Source organism: Nostoc sp. 'Peltigera membranacea cyanobiont' 232 (genome assembly GCF_002245985.1).
GTDB lineage: Bacteria > Cyanobacteriota > Cyanobacteriia > Cyanobacteriales > Nostocaceae > Nostoc.
The window spans coordinates 14,111-32,335 of the sequence record NZ_NOLK01000048.1; the positions used below are offsets into that span (position 1 = coordinate 14,111).

Genomic DNA, 18,225 nt, shown 5'->3' on the forward strand with positions numbered 1-18,225 from the left:
TCAGGGCGAGTCGATGCGATTGCTTGTCTGCGACACGCTCTTGCGAACGTCGTTCCTCCTCTCTACGAGACGCACTTGCGTTCGCAATGACATTTATTTTCTCATTGAAAAATAAAAACTGGGATGCACCCCATTTGGTAAAAGTGTTTTGCAATCAGTAAATCTTGTTTGGTAGTAGCTTCTCTGATAGTTATATGTTTTTCTGTCAGCATAATTTCCAACGATTTTTGGAACTCATAAAAAACTCCTCCCCAACTTCGGGGAGGAGTTTTTTAGCATTAGCTAAAAACTAGCAGTTTCACAGATTCCGATCTCAGACTTTCTGTGCAGTTACTTCCTCTGGCTTTTGTTGAGTTTGCAAAGATGCATACAACCTATTCAACGCATTTACATAAGCTTGAGCAGATGCCACGATGATATCTGTGTTCGCTGCATGACCAGAAAACACTTTAGATTCATAACGTAAACGAATCGTCACTTCGCCAATAGCATCAATACCGCCTGTTACTGACTGCACAGAAAACTCAATCAACTGATTGGGTACATTCACCACCCGGTTAATTGCCTTGTAAACTGCATCCACTGGCCCAGTACCGATCGCAGCATCGGTTAATTCTTCGCCTTCTGGGGTACGCAGGGTGACTGTAGCAGTGGGACGGGCGTTGCTACCACAGGAAACTTGCACCAACTCTACTCGGAACAAATCGGGTGCTTGTTGAATTTCATCGTTAACGATCGCTTCCAAATCCCAATCAGAAATTTCTTTCTTTTTATCTGCTACTTCTTTGAATCTAACAAAGGCTTTATTTAATTCAGTATCCGACAGTTCAAAGCCCAATTCTTTCAACCGAGTACGGAAAGCATTTCTCCCTGAATGTTTGCCCAAAACTATTTGATTGTCTGTCAAGCCAATCAATTGGGCATCCATAATCTCATAAGTGAGTTTGTTTTTTAATACACCATCTTGGTGAATCCCAGACTCATGAGCAAAGGCATTCGCCCCAACGATCGCTTTATTTGGTTGTACCAACATACCCGTCAAATTGGAAACCAAGCGTGAGGTTTTGTAAATTTGCCGGGTGTCGATATTTGTCAGGGATTCTTGAGATTCTTCTGGTCTGCCGAGATAAGGGTTAAAATATTGCCGCCGCACGTGCAACGCCATTACCAATTCTTCTAGTGATGCATTGCCAGCGCGTTCGCCAATGCCATTAATTGTACATTCGAGTTGCCGTGCGCCATTTTTTACGGCTTCTAAGAAGTTAGCAACTGCCAAGCCTAAATCATTGTGGCCGTGAACGGAAATAATCGCTTGGTCGATGTTAGGGACATTTTCAATAATGCCCTTAATCATTGCTCCAAATTCGCTAGGGGTGGTGTAACCAACAGTATCGGGAATGTTAACTGTTGTTGCACCAGCTGCGATCGCTCGTTCTAAAACTTGATACAGAAATTCTGGATCGGTACGGGCCGCATCCATTGGCGAAAATTCGATATCTGTCATGAAGGACTTGGCATAGGCTACCATTTCTTCAGCGATCGCTAGCACTTCTGCCCGTGACTTCCGCAACTGATACTCTAAATGAATATCAGAAGTCGAAATAAATGTGTGAATTCTGCCCTTTACAGCTGGTTTTAATGCTTCTGCGGCCGCTTCAATATCTGCTTTAATGGCTCTTGCCAAACTGCAAATTACTGGGCCATTTTCTGTCCCGACAATTTGGGCAATCTTACTGACTGCTTCAAAATCTCCCGGACTAGCAAAGGCAAATCCTGCCTCAATTATATCCACACCCAGACGCGCCAGTTGTTTGGCAATAACTAGCTTTTCGTCTATATTCAGAGTCGCTCCCGGACACTGCTCTCCATCTCGCAGTGTAGTATCAAAAATGATGATTCGATCGGTTTTGTTTGTCATTTGCCGTTTGTTGTTTAGTTTTTACTTGTGGCTCAATATATCTTCAACCTTAGTTTTTCTTTTACTCTTACCTTTGTAAATAATTGCTAAGGCTATTAACCTTCGGTTTTTTCTATTTGATCTCTGATATCATTTAAATCTATATATCTATCAGTAGCGTTCCGTAGTTCTCTAGCAATCATTCCTTCTGTTGATACTACCGTAATATGTGTATTTTTCGACCGTAATAGTTCAATTGCTCTTTCAAAATCTCCATCGCCACTGAATAATACTACTCGGTCATACTGGTCTACTGTATTAAACATATCTACAACAATTTCAATATCTAAATTAGCTTTTTGCGAGTAACGACCGGACGTATCATCATAATATTCTTTAAGAATTTTCGTTCGGACTGTATATCCTAAACTAATTAGAGCATCTCTAAAACCTCGTTGATCCTGTGGGTCTTTTAAGCCAGTGTACCAGAATGCATTAATTAATGTTGTTTCTGATTGCTCATGTTTAAAGTATTCTAAGACTCGTCGCGGGTCAAAAAACCACCCATTTTTTTGTTGTGCATAGAACATATTGTTTCCGTCTACAAAAATAGACAGACGATTCATTGGAGAACCCATACAAATTTACACCTAATAATATAAATGAATTTAGATGGAACAATAGATTATAGCAATTTTCAAATGCCTTGTTTGCTAATATCTATAAAGTAAGTCTTCATCTATAGCTTTTATCCTACCTCTTTCAAAGCATAAAAACGGATGCAATATTGGAGTTGAGATCCTGGGTGCTAAACCTTATTCACCTCCAGCACTGCAAGAGCTACCCTGCGATCGAAATCTACCAATAAAATTGAACCAATAACAGCATTCATTGCTGTATAACACTAAAGTTTACTCCTAAAGAGGTATAGCATAAGCTTAGAGTAGGATATAAGTTGATGCCTATCTATAAAGTGAAGCTGTCAGTATCAGGACAAGCTTTGTGGGGAGTACCAATATTGCGCCAAAGACAGAAGACGGCCTTGGGACAGCTTATGGTAAAACACCCAGTTAGGAGCATACCTGTTGGTTAGGTTACGGTAAAATCTTGCTGCAACCAATTACAGAGTCGGATCTACTTTGACTCCGATCTGTGAGACAATCACTAGTTGTAACTCACTTAACAGAAAAATAATAAGTTAAGCAGTACCTGAGTAGGAATGTCTTGGGGGCTAGCTCTGCTAATAAAAGTTTGTCGATTGATAGAAGATACTTTACAAATGTATAAGATTGTCATTTAAGTCTTATTTCAATGTGCTTGCACTAAAACGTGGTCTGAATAAATAAAAGTGTTGGACTTAAATCAATCAGTAACACAATATGGCAGAAGAACCTACATCTACCTTAACTAAGAACTATGTCTCTGCTGCCAATAGACACTCAAGTAAACCGACAAAAGTAACCTCGACAGCATCGGCTCGCCAGTCTAGGTGGATGATTCGCTTAGGCCATCTCCTCGCTGGGGCTTGGGTAATGGGTGCAGCATTGCTGAGTGCTTCTGGTGGAGAATTGGTTCAATTGATGGAAAGTAAGGCGCTTTCTGGCTTTTTTCAACTGCGCGGGCCGATTGTACCTCCAGAAGACATTGTAATTTTAGCAATAGACGATCAGTCAATATCAGTTCCCGAACAGTACTATAAAACAAATCCAAAACAGTATGCCTACCTAGAAACACTGAAATCTTATCCTTATAAACGTGCTGCTTATGCCCAGATAATTACAAAATTAATTAAAGCAGGTGTCCGCTCTGTAGCGGTAGATGTAATATTTGACACTCCTAGCAGCTATGGAGCTACTGACGATCGCCAACTTCATACAGTATTGCAAAAATATGGTAGTAAAATTACTTTAGCAGCCGTCTACGAAAATTCCCAGACGCGCCAAGGGTCTTTTACACAACTGATAGACCCACAACAGATGTTTCGTACAAGGTCAGTGTCCATTGGCTCAGTTAATTTCCCCTTAGAAGCTGATGGTAAAGTTCATCGATTGGCGAGTGAGTTTTCTAAGTCGTTGGCTGAAGATAATTTGATCGAGAAGCTACCCTCTTTTGATGAAGCAGCACTCAGGATAGCAGAAGTAAATTATCCCCGACCAAAGGGCGATCGCATTTATTTTTGGGGCCCTGCGGGTACATTTGAGCAAATACCCTTTTGGCACGTCCTCGACCCGGAAAACTGGAACACCTATTTGCAGCAGGGAAAGGTGTTCAAAGACAAAATAGTGCTAATAGGTGCAACAGATAAATTAAATAATGATTATTATCCAGTAGCTGCTAGCAACAGTGCCAAACCCATGTCAGGCGTGGAAATTCACGCCAATGCGATCGCAACTTTAATGTCAGGAAAAGCGATCGCTCCAGGAATTAACACTCCACCATTGCGGGGTTTGTTTGTGCTAATTCTAGTTGGCAGTACAGCCTTGATGATTAGCAGACGCAAGCGTAGTATCAATAGATTTCTATATGGCCTCGCCCTTTCTGGCACTTGGGTAGGAATTAGTTATGGGTTATTTATCTATGGTCAGTTAATTTTCCCTACTACTGTACCAATGATTGCGATCGCGATGACCGGATTTTCCTACCTGGGAACCTCATTAGTGAGAGAAAATATCAGGAAACGCCAATTAGTAGATATTTTTCAGAAGTATAAAACTTCTCCCGTTGTCCAAGAGATTATCAGTCAACAAGATGACTTGCAAGACCTAATCCAGCAACGAGATTTAGCCTTATCAGGGAAAGTTCTAGCTCGACGCTACAAAATTGTCAAAGTTCTCGGTTCCGGTGGATTCAGCGAAACATACATTGCTGAAGATACTCAACGTCCTGGAAATCCGCAATGTGTTCTTAAGCAACTAAAACCAGCCAGCACCAAACCAGAAGCCTTGCAACTTGCCAGACGTTTATTTCACTCAGAGGCGCAAACTCTAGAAAAATTGGGAACACACGATCAAATCCCTCAACTTTTGGCTTATTTTGAAGAAGATGAGGAATTTTATCTAGTGCAAGAACAGATAATTGGTCATCCTTTAAATCAGGAATTACCACCAGGTAGAGCAATTGATGAAATTGCCACGATCAAAATTGTCAGGGACTTATTGCAAACATTAACATTTGTTCATAAAAACAACGTGATTCACCGGGATATTAAGCCCAGTAATATCATCCGGCGACACTCAGACGGAAAACTTGTATTGATTGACTTTGGAGCCGTCAAAGAAGTCAGCATCAAACAGCTTGATGCACAAGAGCAAACCCCCTTTACCATTGGCATTGGGACTCAGGGTTACGCACCAAGCGAACAATGTTTTGGTCGTCCCCACTACAGTAGTGATATCTATGCAGTGGGTATGGTTGGGATTAAAGCCTTGACTGGTGTAGCACCCCGTGAGCTAGGTAGAGATGGTTATGGAGAGATCAAATGGAGCGATGCCTACGGCGGTAAACTACGCTCTAAAGTGAGCAATTCCCTAGCTAAAATTCTCAGTAAAATGGTGCTGGATGACTTCAAACAGCGATATCAGTCTGCATTAGAAGCTCTAGAGGATCTGGAAGCTTTTGACGATGTTATAAATTCCCAAAGCAGATACCCCATACTACGGGATGACTCATTAACCAATACCTTAGAGCAAGTAAACGCTCCCACAAAATCTTGCTCAGAATCATCCTCAGAAACTCCTTGAGAAGGACGCGGTGCATTAGATTTAAAAGGAATAGCGATCGCTCGCTCCTTGCTAAGTTATATTACATTTTGTTGTAAAATAAGCATATTGCCGAGTTTTGGTGGGTATGCGATCGCACTTGTGGGCAGCAGCTTTAACCTTATCCCCCAATTTGTAGAGGGTTGAGGCTGTAAACCCGCCATTTATTTTTTCGCAGGTGTAAAAAAACCAAAGTTGAAGAACGCCAACTCTGATTTTGTGGGGCGTGAAGAAGCGATCGCACATCGAAGATACCCTACTTCTACCCATCGCCGAAATAAAAAACGACGATTCAAAAATTAAATCGCCTTCTCTTTTATGTAAGGTACAAATCAAATAAAGGCGGGTGCGGGGATTGAACCCGCTAATCCCCACAATGGTGGAGACGTAACCGATAACCCTAAATTCTCCGTCCCCGAAAGGCAAGTTGCGAACAAGGATAACCCGCCATGAAATATGAAGGATAAAGTTTTTCACCCTTTATCCTTCAAAAATATCTACAACTCACCCATAGCTAGCATCTGGATGATGCGAGGCGTTCCCGGATCGAACCCTGCCAAATCCCAAGACAGCGAATCTTGAGGATCTACCAAAGTAATTTGGTAAGGTGTCAAAGTGACGTACACCGCCTTAACGTTGGGATTTACCTTTTTGCGGTACTCCTTCAGCGCTTGACTTGGATGCTTATTTCCAGCCCAGCTTTCCGAATCAGTCCAAAAGCACACTACATCTGCTTTGAACTTATTCTTAATCATCCAGTCGTAGGCTACAGATGCATCCGTTCCGCCGAAGTTTTGGTTGCTAGCTTTGCGAACCGCAGAACTAAAACTATCTTTGGCACTGATACCTAAATCACGGAATTCGGTAGAAAAGCCGCGAATCATATAGTTTTTCTCCGCTTTTGCTGTCACCAGTGCCATTGTGGTGGCAATTTCACAACAACTCAGTCCCATATCTGCAACTAAGTTACTCATAGAAGCAGAAATGTCTACGGCGTGCATAAACACTTTACCTGTGGGTTTGACGACATCAAAAGATAATTCAACCGCCTTTTCTAAAATGTCCACAATCCGAGGAACTGGATTCCAAGTTTTCTTACTGCGTCCTAATCTTCCACCAGATTCATAAGTTTTGAGTGCTTTCAAAACATCAATCGGATGAATACGACCTTTACGCAGATGTTCTCTGCGATTAAGAACTTCTTCCACTCGCAGCAAGTTAGCATTTTCATCGGCTCGTAACACACCCAGTTCAGTTAAAGAACCCAAGTTACGCAACATTGCACCTATTGGCATTTCCTGAAATAGCAGCTGCCAAGCTTGCCGATCCATTTTGCCCACCGGTGCAGCCATTTCGTGGGTTAAGTGTCCTTGCAAAATAGCTTCATGGGTTTGGGTAGGATTCCGCTTCAGCCACTCATACCACCAAATTTGTGCCAAAGCCTCTGAGGGGATGTCTGCTGGCAATTCTTCCCAGCCTCTAACTACCCACTCAAATAGTTCACGGTGATTTTCTGTAGGCGGTTTGACATGGAACAACCGCAACGCATCTCGGTGGGAAAAGCCTTGACGCTGTTGATATTTCAACAGTTGATAAGCTAAACCCTTGACATCTTCCCTTGAGAGCCAAGTTTTACCAGCTTCCCGCACGACTTTGCCAAATCCCCGCAGAGATTTTGTGTAGTTCAACCATTCGTAGAAGTGGCTACCAGTACGAACAACTTGCGGGAAGATTTGATTTCACCAAAAGCCTGTTTTGCCTGTGGTGCTTCACCCATCGACAGCAGTACCAAAGCTAATATAGGCGCACTGTTGTTGATGGCGCGTCCATCGCTAGCATACAAAATTTCTTCTGCTACACGGCTGGGATTTTCGGCAACAGCAAGTCTTACAACTGTCACAAAATCTTCAGTTAATTCCTGTTTACCAGCGTAGTAAGTGCTTTTTGCTGTGCCAACCAACAGACAGCGACGCAGCATCTTCCAAATGCCAGCATCAAACATCCAGCCACCGGAACGTCCCTTAACCATTTCTGCTTCTCGTCCGGGGATAGGTTGATTTTGTGGTGTAGTTGTTTTCTTTTTGGTGAAAAAATTGTAATTCATCGCTTCATCTCCCGGCCCTTACGGGCAAAAATGAAAGGTGGCGGAGCAGGAATCGAACCTGCGACATCCGGCTTAAAATGCGATAACCCTAATTCTTCGGCCTTTTCAGGCAAGGTGTGAACAAGGATGTTTTTCGGCGCTCTACCAAACTGAGCTACCCGCCACATGAAAAGTTGGGATTTGGGATGGAATTTAAAATCTAAAATCCAAAATCTAAAATCCAAAATCTAAGATTAATTGGTGTAGCGGAGCAGGAATCGAACCCGCGACCTCTCGAACTTGATTCGATAACCCTAATTCGTCGGCCTTTTCAGGCAAGGGGTGAAAAAGGATGTTTAGCGCTCTACCTCTGAGCTACCCGCCACATGAAAATTTAGGATTTTAAATTCAATCTAAAATCTAAAATTAATTGGTGTAGTGGAGCGGGATTTGAACCCGCGACCTCCCGCTTGGCAGGCGATAACCCTCAATTCGTCGGCCTTTTCAGGCAAGGGGTGAATAAGGATATTTAGGCGCTCTATCCACTGAGCTACCCACCACATATAAAGTTATGAGTTAAACATTTAAAATTCGTCATTTAGCACTGAATTTGGTGTAGTGGAACAGGATTTGTACCTGCACTTCCAGAAGTTTGATTAAGGGTGTTTAAGCTATATACGATAACCCTCGATACATCGGCCTTTACGGGCAAGGTGGGCGCTCTGTCATTTGAGCTATCCGCTACTGGTGCAAGTTAACTCTCTAATGAAAGTTAACTTGTATTATTGACGTAGTCTATGTATTATCTGTTGTCAAGGGGCTGACGATTTAATTTATGGAGTTGTTGGTTGAGTTAAAAATCTTCTTTTTTTCGCTGGGAAAAACTTTTGGGCGATCGCACACCAATCTTAGATAAGCGTATAACACCTACCCAGGAAAGATTTTGCCAACAAATTTGCCGCAACTTTGCCAAAAGATACAAAAAAGTGTCACAATTTTTGCCAAGATATATAATACTATTTCCCAAAATTCACTTGGCAAAAATCGGCATGAGTGAAAAACCCATAGAAGACAACGGCAAGGCTTTTCTCGTTCTACTTTTGCCCATCTCGTTTTTGATTATTTTCCTGGTTGCTACCTGGAGAATTTTACTAGCGCTAATTGTGCTGGTGATTGGCTTCAAGATTTGGCAGGAATATCAATGGCAACAGTGGACTGTGCGAGTTAACCCAATTTTTCATCAGTTGGTTCGAGAAAATCAAGGCAGACTTACGCCAATGGACTTGGCAATCAAGGGCAATTTTCCTGGAACAACGGCAAAACGCTACTTGGATGGTAAAGCCTCGGAATTTGGTGCCAGTATAGTCAACTCCGAAGACGCAGGGCAGTCTTATTACTTTATAACTGCCAGTATTCTCGGCAATATTCTTGACAGTAGTGAGCCTGTCAAAGAGCTTCCGGCTCAACCAGTTACTAAAACTGCGCGATCGCTCCTAGCACCACCACCAACAACACTTGAGGAGGAAGAAGCAGAAACCGAATCAATACCACAGCCAACCCAAACCCATGAGGAAGCTAAACGATCGCTGGAAAAACAATTAATTTTTGGCTCTCTCATTCAATCTGAACTTGCCAAACGGCTAAATGTCTATTCCAGCACGGTTTATAAACGACGAAACGATCCAGAGTTTCCTGAATGGAGTCGCAGTAAAGACCCTGATGGTATTGCCTGGTCATACTCGGAAAAAACTAAGGAGTTTTTCCCACTGGAGGAAGAAGGATCGTAATTCAAAATTAAAAAATATTAATTACTTTTGATTTTTGAATTCTAAGCCCACAGCTTCGTTGATGGAATTTAATCCGCTTTGTTCTAACTTGGAAAGTAAACCTGAAAGAATCTGGCGTACCATCAGCGGGCCTTCATAAATCCAGCCTGTATAAACCTGGATCAGGCTAGCACCAGCAGTAATTTTTTCCCAAGCATCCTCTGGGGAAAAAATTCCACCAACGCCAATAATCGGGATTTGTCCTTGGGTTTGCTGCCAAATAAAACGAATTACCTCAGTGGAGCGATCGCGCAATGGTTCACCGCTAATTCCACCAGCTTCTTCCTTGGGTGATTTGCCAGTTTGGTCAATCACCTGAGTTTTCAGTCGATCGCGGCTGATGGTGGTATTGGTGGCGATAATTCCCGCCAGATTGTAGGTTTTAGCTAAAGAAATAATGTCAGCGATCGCAACCCAATCCAAATCTGGCGCTATCTTGACAAAAAGTGGTTTTTGTGCAGTGTTTTCTTGTTGTAATAGATTCAAGATGGCACTGAGCATAGAGGCATCTTGGAGCGATCGCAACCCCGGCGTATTAGGAGAAGAGACATTAACAACAAAATAATCTCCCAAATCCTTGAGTAAGCGAAAACTATCGAGATAATCTTGTGCGGCTTCTTCCAGGGGAGTTACCTTAGATTTCCCCAAATTTATCCCTATGGGTATTAAGTGAGTTGACTCCTGTTTTTCATGTGTCAAACGTGTCGCCATTGCTGCTGCACCGAGATTATTAAAGCCCATGCGATTGAGAGCGGCTTTATCCAACGGCAAGCGAAACAAACGGGGACGCGGATTTCCTGGCTGGGCGTGAAAAGTTACAGTTCCTAGTTCTGCAAAGCCAAAACCCAGATTAGACCAAATACCAGCAGCTACTCCATCCTTATCGAAGCCAGCCGCTAACCCTACAGGATTTGGGAAGTTTAGCCCAAACAAATTTTGTTCTAGGCGGGAATCATACAGACATAAAGATTTTTGTAAGCGTTGGTTTGCCCAACTAGCAGGGGTTTGTGATAGCCAGTTAAAACTGCGAATCGTCTGCTGGTGTAACCACTCTGGGTCTGTTTTTACCAAATTGAACAAAAGCGGACTAATTGCAAATTTATAAATATCCATTAGCTTTGATTTTTGGAACTAGCACACATCATTCTTTTTGAGATTGTCTAATTCTCTCGCGGACTAGCTAGTATTTGATTTCTGAAAAAATCTAAGTATGTGTAGGGTGTGTTACGGCTTCCGTAACGCACCAAAACATAAAGGGTGGTGCGTTAGCCTACGGCATAACACACCCTACGTTGTATATTTAAAAATCAAATATGAGTCCTATAGATTTGGTTGGTTCTCTCATCTAGTCTGACTATATTAATTGGCTGAAGTACATTACTTAATCTGACGCAAACTAAGAAAAATTCAACGGTTTGTTTTCCTGTAGGTACTTGTGGGTACATAACCGCCTATTAAGCTGTTCAGGTTCAACATTAAACACTTGTGGCAATATTACTCAGGGTGGTTTTCTGGGCATCTTATATATTACAAGTTATGTTAACCAATAAATCAGATGGGGCAGCCGCAAAAACCTATAGCCGCCGAACAGCAGATCCTCTCTTTGGGGCGCGTCCTCCAGAGCCTCAGAGAAGAAGATGATGTTGACGTTCTGATTGAAACTACTATTTCTTATCTTAAGGAAGAGTTTGATTACAGACTGATTTGGATTGCTCTTTACGATCGCCTGAATCACATATTATTCGGCAAAGGCGGCATTACACCCGATCGGGACACGAGCTTTTTACACCAAAGGGTTGTTCTCAGTCCGGGGGATTTATTAGAGCAAGTGGTGATTGAACAGCATCCCTTGGGGATAGCTGATTTGCAAACTGAAATCCGCGCCGCCGAATGGCGCAAAATTGCTGAAAAATTGCAGATCCAAGGAACAATTATTTTACCAATTCGCTATAAAGACCGTTGCTTGGGTTTGCTGTTACTCGGTTCAGATCGCTGGGGCTATCTACTGACAGGGGAAGCAAAAGCACGTTTGATGATGGTTTTAGGTGAATTGGGGGCATTGCTTTATCAACATGAGATGCATAAGCAGCAAAAGCAAACCAAGCGAAGCGATGAGCCATTATTAGAATTGCTCGAAAATTTACGCACCCTCACAAACCTTAATCAAAGACTTGAAGCAGGGGTACAAGCAACTCATAAATTTATCTCCCCTAATCGGACAAATGTTTACTGGTTCGATCGAGAAGGGCGCTACTTTTGGTGTCGGATGAGCAATCAGCTTGTCAAAAGCGATCGCAATTCCAGCAATCAGCAAGCTCCGGGAATGACTGTACAGGACTTGAGCGACTTTTATTATGCTTTGGCAGTGAACCAAATTGTCTCAATTGGTGATGCCCGCAGTTCTTTAAAAAGCCATTTTACGGCAAAATTGCTGCAACGGCTGAAGGTGCGATCGCTTTTGGCTGCTCCGATTATCTGGCAAAAGAACTTGCTCGGTTTTCTGGCGGTGGAAAGCAATGAACCTCGAATCTGGACGGAGACAGACAAAAATTTTGTTCAGAGTGTAGCTAGTTTAATGTCCCTAGTTACACCAACTGAAAGTATGGAAAGCACTATCAAACAGATTCAAGAGGATGCCCAACTGACTGGTCAAGTTGCCCAGGGTATCTATAGCGAACACGATCTTCAGGAAACATTACACATCTGTGCTAAAAGAGTTTTAGCTCGACTAACAGCCACCCGTTTTTTGCTGTTGCAGTACGATCCTGAGCAGAATAATTATCAATTTATTTACCAAAGTCAGCCTCATAATCGCCGACCGTTGACATTTACCCTGAATACTCTCAAAGAATTAGATGTACAGCTTTTGCAACGTTCAACTGAAGCGGTGGAGATTGAGAACTTAGATGAAGATTTACGCTTTTTTAACTGGCGGCCCTTTTTACTAGAAAGTGGAGTGCGATCGCTACTTATTTGTAAATGCACTCAAAGTCATATCCCAGCAGCACTTTTGGTCATCACTCACGAAACCCATCGTTCTTGGACAACTCTCGAAAAGGATTTATTGTGGGCTGTTAGTCAACAGATTGGGGTGATTGTTCGTCAGTGGCAATTGCACAACCGCACTACCCAGCAGCAAAAAACTTCCCAGGCGTTTGAACAATGCTTAAACATCCTGACAAAAACCCAGAACAGCAACGAGGTCGAGAAAAAGCATTTAGAACATACAGCACTCGAACAAATAGCATCGATTCTGGGTTGTCCCCTAGCGTTACTGCTATCCTGGTCGCCTGGTGAAAATTTGGCAGAAATTATTCCTGGAGTGATTGACAATAGTCAATTTGGGATTTTTTCTGATGCATCTATTCCTATCCAGTCGGAAGCCTTAATTCAATGGGCACTGGTTACGGAGAATTACTTGACTTTGAAGGTGGATAATTTACCCCCAGAAACTCGAAAATGGTTGAATACTCCAGATAAAGGTCAAATTTTGGTGATGGCATTACGTACCAATGCAGATTATGAAATCACAGGTGTAGTATTGTTAGCAGACTATCAAGAGCGTCGCTGGTCACAACAAAATCTTAATGCGATCGCAACTCTGATTTCTCAATTAGCTTGGTGGCGTCGTCAAAAGCAAATTAACCGACTTCTAGAATCCACCACAGAGGAATTACGACAACTCAACTGGTACAAGCATCGTCGTCTAGAGGAAATCCAAAGAATAACGGCGCTATCGCTGAAACAAATACATGATTTGGGCATTCCTGCCAATGAACTGACTCAAATGCGCTACCAGCTATTGCTACGGCAATTAGACCACACAGCCACTTCTATGAGTGGAATGCTAAAACTTGAAAACTGGCAACTACATATTAGTTGGGAAACTATGCCCATAGCCAGTTTGCTAAAGCGATCGCTCGAACGCATCGAAAATTTACTTAAACAACAAAAACTGTGGATTGGTGTGCATGGTTTGGGACAACCAATTGATGAGCAAGAATCGCCAAAAAATTCTTCGTTAGTCAGAGGTGTTCCTAGTTCCAGCGCTCAATCCGCAATGGCGATCGCTGGTGATATTGTCAAAATTGAATTAGTTATCCATGAATTATTGGTTACTGCCTGTAACCGTTCTCCAATCGGCGGTAGAATTGACATTTGGTGTCGCCGTTTAGATGCGTCAAAACCCTCAGAGGCAAAGCAGTCTTCTGCAATTGTAGGCGCTGAACATCAGACATCGCTGGAACTGTCGATTACATACAACGGTGCGATCGAATCACAGCTACTCACTGAACTACATCAAAATACACTCAAAGATGTGCTTGCTCCCTCCAAGCTCGACCAACCCCCAGCTTTACATCTGCTAATCTGCCAAAACCTCATGCTGGAACTGGGAGGAGAGTTAAATTTCTATCAATTACCAGATAATCGGGTAGTTAGCCGTTTGCTATTGCCGTTAGTTAGTCATGATTCTTAGTACTATTTTTCAAACCATCCATTTAAAGTTAGTTTTATTAACTATGCCGCCATGACTGGGTAACAATCGCCATAATTAGGCTGATTTAGTTGGTTTTTCCAGGGCAATTTTTGCTAATTAAAATGTTTGGACAGCCAAACATCCTCTGTATTACTTATATTTTACGTATTGAAACAGGCAGATTAAGTCCGTAAAAACCCTTGATAAATTTGAGCTATTCTCAACTAAGCTTGGTATGGAATATAACAAGATAGTGAATATTTAAAGGAAATATCTTATGGATAAGCCCAGTGGCGAAATTGATAAACTCCAATATCAAGTGATGACTCTAGAACGACCAAAAAAGCTCAAAATCTTGGTAGTTGACGATGAGCCAGATAATCTCGATTTACTTTATCGCACATTTCGACGCGACTTTAATGTTCTGAAAGCTGATAGTGGGGTGAACGCCTTACAAGTTTTGGCAGCAGAAGGGGAAGTAGCGGTAATTATCTCCGATCAACGGATGCCAGAAATGAAAGGAACTGAGTTTCTCAGTAAGACTGTACCTCAGTTTCCCGATACAGTCAGGATAATTCTCACCGGATTTACTGATATTGAAGACTTGGTAGAAGCAATTAATGCAGGGCAAGTGTACAAATATATCACTAAGCCTTGGGATCCAGGGGAACTGAAGGCAGTAGTGCAAAGAGCAGCAGAAACCTACGACTTGCTCAAGCAACGTACAGAAGAATTACGTCGCGCTCATGCTCAAATGGCCCTGCTGAGTGTTTTGGTACAGGTAACTCAAGCGGCTTCTAGCTTAGAGGAAACTCTCACTCCAATCGCTAAGGCTGTGAGTGAGACTTTTGGGGCAGAAGGCTGTATCCTACAGCTTACAGATGGAAAGAATCTGGTTGCGACTCAAGGAACTTACAGCGATACAGGTACAATAGAGAACTGGCTATCTCTTGACCCACTAACAACAGAAGCGATCGCCACTGGGCAAATGCAAGTTTCCTTAAATGTACTTAAAGACACTAAATTAGCTGATGCTACTCACTACCAAAATACGGGTGTGCAAGCACATTTAGTTATCCCAATTAGCTACCGTCATGAACTTTTGGGTGTATTGTCGCTACAGTGGAAACAACCATGCACTTTGCGGGAAGATGAATTAATGCTAATTAATTTATCAGCCGAACTGGTAGCGATCGCTCTTACTAGTAGTCGCTGCCATCAAACCATTGTGTAGTTGTCATTAGTCATTTGTCCTTTATCTTAGGCAAATGACTAATGACCAATGACTAATGACTTATTGACCAATGACTAACGAAATTCAGTCCATTTTTAACCGTATTGCTCCAGTTTATGACCAGTTGAACGATTGGTTGAGTTTGGGACAGCACCGCATCTGGAAGGAAATGGCAGTGAAATGGAGTGCAGCTAAATCAGGTGATACTGCATTAGATTTATGCTGCGGTAGTGGTGATTTAGCCTTACGTTTGGCACGGCGTGTGGGAGCAGCAGGACAGGTGTATGGAGTGGATTTTTCATGCAACCTGCTAGAAACTGCTAGAGAACGTTCTCAAAGACAGTACCCCCAACCTGCGATCGCCTGGGTAGAAGCCGATGTGCTAAATTTACCCTTTGACGATAACCAATTTGATGCCGCCACAATGGGCTATGGCTTAAGAAATGTTAAAGATATTTCCCGCAGTCTCCAAGAGGTATACCGGGTTTTGAAGCCGGGTGCGAAAGCCGCAATTCTAGACTTTCATCGACCGAGCAATCCTCAGCTACGTACCTTTCAGCAGTTTTATCTGAACGGTTTTGTGGTGCCAGTTGCGAATCATTTAGGGTTAAAAGAAGAATATGCTTACATTAGCCCCAGCTTAGACCGGTTTCCCATCGGGAAAGAGCAAATAGAGTTAGCGCGTCAAGTTGGTTTTGGTGTTGCCACACACTACCCCATTGCGAACGGTATGATGGGAGTGCTAGTGCTTAGTAAGTTAGGAGTTATTAGTTAAAAGTTATGAATTATCAGTAGTGATAAATTCTCATTGAAAATTTATCATTCCCAACTTCTAACTCCTAACTCCTAATTCCTAACTCCTAACTCTTGTACAGACGCGATTAATCGCGTCTCTAACTCCTAACTTTTTTAATTCTTCCCTTGGACTGGTCTCATCTTTGGCTTTATGTGTCTCCCCCGGTACTGGGTGGAATTATTGGCTATTTCACAAATGATATAGCCATAAAAATGTTGTTCCGTCCTTACCGAGCAATTTACATTGCTGGACAAAGAGTACCCTTCACCCCTGGCTTGATTCCCCGCAACCAGGAACGTCTAGCTTTGAACATTTCTAAGACAATCATGGGGTCACTCTTGACACCACAAGAATTGCAAAATCTAGCCCGACGTTTGTTGCAAACAGAACGCGTGCAAGCAGCAATTCTCTGGTTGTTGCAACTGGCGATTGAACAAATCAAAACAGATAAAAACCAAAAAAGTGCCAAAATTGTCGCGGGAATTTTACGGGATTTGCTAGGCGAATCATTACCACGGTTACTCAAGGTTTTAGCGCGACGTGAAGACTTTTTGGAAGCGCAGATCAACCAAATTTTTGACCAGATATTGCTGGAATTTCAACTGAGTGAAGAACAGGCTACAAGGCTTGCTGATTGGTTACTAGAAGTAGTTTTACCACCGGATCTTTTGCGCCAAACCATAGTTGATTTTTTAACCGATCGCACGATTCAAATTATTGATGAAGGCTTCCGCGAAAAAACCAGTGGGACTTATTGGGTAGTAGCAAATTTGTTTGGCTTACGTAATACTCTGACGCGGTTGCGGACTTTTTGCTTGGATGAAAAGGAGGCTACAAATAGTCGTTTGCAGGAATTGACCCAAGATTTGCAGATGCGCGATCGCATCAGGAAATTACTGCAAAATTTATCATTCCAAAACTTGCCAATGGGTACGGTGCGCCAACTGCGAAAGACCACCCGCGAAAGTGTTCGTCATTACCTACAAAACAGTGGTAGCGATTTTTTACAAGGATTAACTGATTCTGTTGATTGGGAAAATATTGCTGTTGTCCTGCTGAATCGTCTTAGCACTTCACCTGTTGTCAGTACTTCTTTAGAAGTTATGAGTCAAGAGTTGGCTCTAATTTTAGATAAGTATTTGGAAAAAGATTTAGAAGTAATTGTGGCACAGGTTATTCCGATTTTATCGATAGATCAAGTGATAGTTGACCGCGTGAAATCAACTTCGCCGGCTGAATTGGAAGATGCTATTGAAGGAATTGTCAAAAATGAATTGCAAGCGATTGTCACTTTAGGTGGTGTTTTGGGTTTTGTTATCGGGTTATTGCAGACAGTGTTTTTAATATTCAGTCAATATTAATTTTTTGTTTTTTCCTACAAAATCTGAGCGAATTATAGTAGTAAGTTAGCTATGTTCTGAAGCGAGGAAAATATAGCGATCGCCTTTGATAAATCAAATTATTCGGAACTCATTCCTTGATTTTGAAGGCTTGTTAATTTACATCTGTAGCAACCCACATCTATCTTAAGATACATAATCTACCAAATTATTCTATCGGTTGATGGAAGTCAAAAAGAATACACTATTGTTAGTTTATGTAATAGCTGAGTCAACTACAAGCGGGAAATAAAACCATGAGTATCGAGAAAAGAATAGAAGCTACTGCGAAAAATATTGAAGGAAAAATTCAAGAGGTTGTGGGTGAAATCACTGGTAATCCACAAGACAAAGCTGAAGGACAAGCAAAGCAAGCTGATGCTCAAGTTACTCACACTGTAGAAAACATCAAAGATGAAGTGAAGAAAGTTGTAGACTAATTTTGCTTATACAGTACAAATAGCAATATTAGCCATGATTTGCTCCTGATAGTTTGACATTAATTACTCCACTAACTCAAAGCTAGTGGAGTTTTTGTCTTTGTGCAAAACTGTAAAAGTTTAATTACTAACAAACTGGCTCTAACCATGATTGTTTAGCAACTTAATTCAACTAATAACTGGTACGATTAGCCAATAAGTTCCAGAGGAAGATGGCAATTATTGCGCCAATTACAGCAACAATTACACCAGGGATACTGAGGGTTACAGATCCGTTAGTGTTTTCCTTTCAGGTCTGTTTAAAATGGTAAAATATCAAGAATTATTGGGAGGAA

Annotated in this window: 13 protein-coding genes, 4 tRNA genes and 2 pseudogenes; 8 read left to right on the forward strand and 11 right to left on the reverse strand. The window is 42.0% G+C overall.

All coding sequences use genetic code 11. The features are described 5' to 3' along the window. Positions 1–313: 313 nt before the first annotated feature. The gene (locus CDG79_RS17585; protein WP_094343279.1) at positions 314–1,918 is read right to left on the reverse strand and encodes a 2-isopropylmalate synthase; all 1,605 of its coding nucleotides are present in this window, start codon (positions 1,916–1,918) and stop codon (positions 314–316) included. A gap of 95 nt (positions 1,919–2,013) precedes the next feature. Continuing rightward, on the reverse strand, positions 2,014–2,535 hold the full coding sequence (locus CDG79_RS17590) for a LabA-like NYN domain-containing protein (RefSeq protein WP_041565194.1): 522 nt from the start codon (positions 2,533–2,535) through the stop codon (positions 2,014–2,016). Positions 2,536–2,855: 320 nt separating this feature from the next. On the opposite strand from CDG79_RS17590, the gene CDG79_RS44870 reads away from it, so the two are divergent. Both CDG79_RS44870 and CDG79_RS17595 read left to right on the forward strand, forming a co-directional pair. Beyond that, complete coding sequence (locus CDG79_RS44870; protein ID WP_258169465.1) at positions 2,856–2,990, forward strand: hypothetical protein; 135 nt, start codon at positions 2,856–2,858, stop codon at positions 2,988–2,990. 286 nt (positions 2,991–3,276) lie between these two features. Continuing rightward, the gene (locus tag CDG79_RS17595; protein ID WP_094343280.1) at positions 3,277–5,637 is read left to right on the forward strand and encodes a CHASE2 domain-containing serine/threonine-protein kinase; all 2,361 of its coding nucleotides are present in this window, start codon (positions 3,277–3,279) and stop codon (positions 5,635–5,637) included. A gap of 51 nt (positions 5,638–5,688) precedes the next feature. Here the strand turns inward: CDG79_RS17595 and CDG79_RS41120 are convergent, their stop codons facing one another. The 6 genes and pseudogenes from CDG79_RS41120 to CDG79_RS41995 all read right to left on the reverse strand — a co-directional run bounded on the left by CDG79_RS41120 (position 5,689) and on the right by CDG79_RS41995 (position 8,483). Next, complete coding sequence (locus CDG79_RS41120; RefSeq protein ID WP_143855505.1) at positions 5,689–6,132, reverse strand: hypothetical protein; 444 nt, start codon at positions 6,130–6,132, stop codon at positions 5,689–5,691. A 20-nt stretch (positions 6,133–6,152) separates the two neighbouring features. Beyond that, positions 6,153–7,759, reverse strand: a pseudogene (locus CDG79_RS17600) (TROVE domain-containing protein). Positions 7,760–7,796: 37 nt separating this feature from the next. Continuing rightward, positions 7,797–7,923 (reverse strand) — tRNA-OTHER (locus tag CDG79_RS41980). A gap of 74 nt (positions 7,924–7,997) precedes the next feature. Continuing rightward, positions 7,998–8,124: transfer RNA gene (locus CDG79_RS41985), tRNA-OTHER, on the reverse strand. Between the two features lie 45 nt (positions 8,125–8,169). Next, a tRNA-OTHER gene (locus CDG79_RS41990) sits at positions 8,170–8,299 on the reverse strand. Positions 8,300–8,349: 50 nt separating this feature from the next. After that, a tRNA-OTHER gene (locus CDG79_RS41995) sits at positions 8,350–8,483 on the reverse strand. A gap of 304 nt (positions 8,484–8,787) precedes the next feature. Between CDG79_RS41995 and CDG79_RS17605 the strand changes: the two genes are divergently transcribed. Beyond that, positions 8,788–9,525, forward strand: coding sequence for a hypothetical protein (locus CDG79_RS17605; protein ID WP_094343306.1), 738 nt, complete (start codon positions 8,788–8,790; stop codon positions 9,523–9,525). A 21-nt stretch (positions 9,526–9,546) separates the two neighbouring features. On the opposite strand, the gene CDG79_RS17610 is transcribed toward CDG79_RS17605, so the two are convergent. Together CDG79_RS17610 and CDG79_RS45505 are read right to left on the reverse strand one after the other, a co-directional pair. Then, a complete protein-coding gene (locus CDG79_RS17610) occupies positions 9,547–10,677 on the reverse strand; it encodes a quinone-dependent dihydroorotate dehydrogenase (RefSeq protein ID WP_094343281.1) in 1,131 nt (376 codons plus the stop codon). Positions 10,678–10,871: 194 nt separating this feature from the next. Next, entirely contained in the window at positions 10,872–11,009 is a 138-nt protein-coding gene (locus tag CDG79_RS45505) for a DUF6888 family protein (protein WP_442937509.1), read from the reverse strand. A 110-nt stretch (positions 11,010–11,119) separates the two neighbouring features. Here CDG79_RS45505 and CDG79_RS17615 point away from each other — a divergent pair, with 110 nt between their 5' ends. From CDG79_RS17615 to CDG79_RS17635, 5 genes are all read left to right on the forward strand, one after another. Further along, positions 11,120–14,041 carry a GAF domain-containing protein gene (locus CDG79_RS17615; protein ID WP_094343282.1) on the forward strand — a complete coding sequence of 974 codons (2,922 nt, stop codon included), beginning with the start codon at positions 11,120–11,122 and terminating at the stop codon, positions 14,039–14,041. A gap of 277 nt (positions 14,042–14,318) precedes the next feature. After that, positions 14,319–15,275: a response regulator gene (locus tag CDG79_RS17620; RefSeq protein ID WP_094331221.1), complete on the forward strand. Its 957-nt coding sequence runs from the start codon at positions 14,319–14,321 to the stop codon at positions 15,273–15,275. 70 nt (positions 15,276–15,345) lie between these two features. Beyond that, on the forward strand, positions 15,346–16,050 hold the full coding sequence (ubiE, locus tag CDG79_RS17625) for a bifunctional demethylmenaquinone methyltransferase/2-methoxy-6-polyprenyl-1,4-benzoquinol methylase UbiE (RefSeq protein ID WP_094343283.1): 705 nt from the start codon (positions 15,346–15,348) through the stop codon (positions 16,048–16,050). 146 nt (positions 16,051–16,196) lie between these two features. After that, entirely contained in the window at positions 16,197–17,432 is a 1,236-nt protein-coding gene (locus tag CDG79_RS17630) for a DUF445 domain-containing protein (RefSeq protein WP_094343284.1), read from the forward strand. Positions 17,433–17,707: 275 nt separating this feature from the next. Beyond that, positions 17,708–17,890 (forward strand): CsbD family protein, encoded by a 183-nt coding sequence (locus CDG79_RS17635; protein WP_094343285.1) that lies wholly within the window; start codon positions 17,708–17,710, stop codon positions 17,888–17,890. A gap of 172 nt (positions 17,891–18,062) precedes the next feature. Here CDG79_RS17635 and CDG79_RS43780 read toward each other — a convergent pair. Further along, positions 18,063–18,161, reverse strand: a pseudogene (locus CDG79_RS43780) (GlsB/YeaQ/YmgE family stress response membrane protein); the annotation flags it as partial. Positions 18,162–18,225 lie beyond the last annotated feature (64 nt).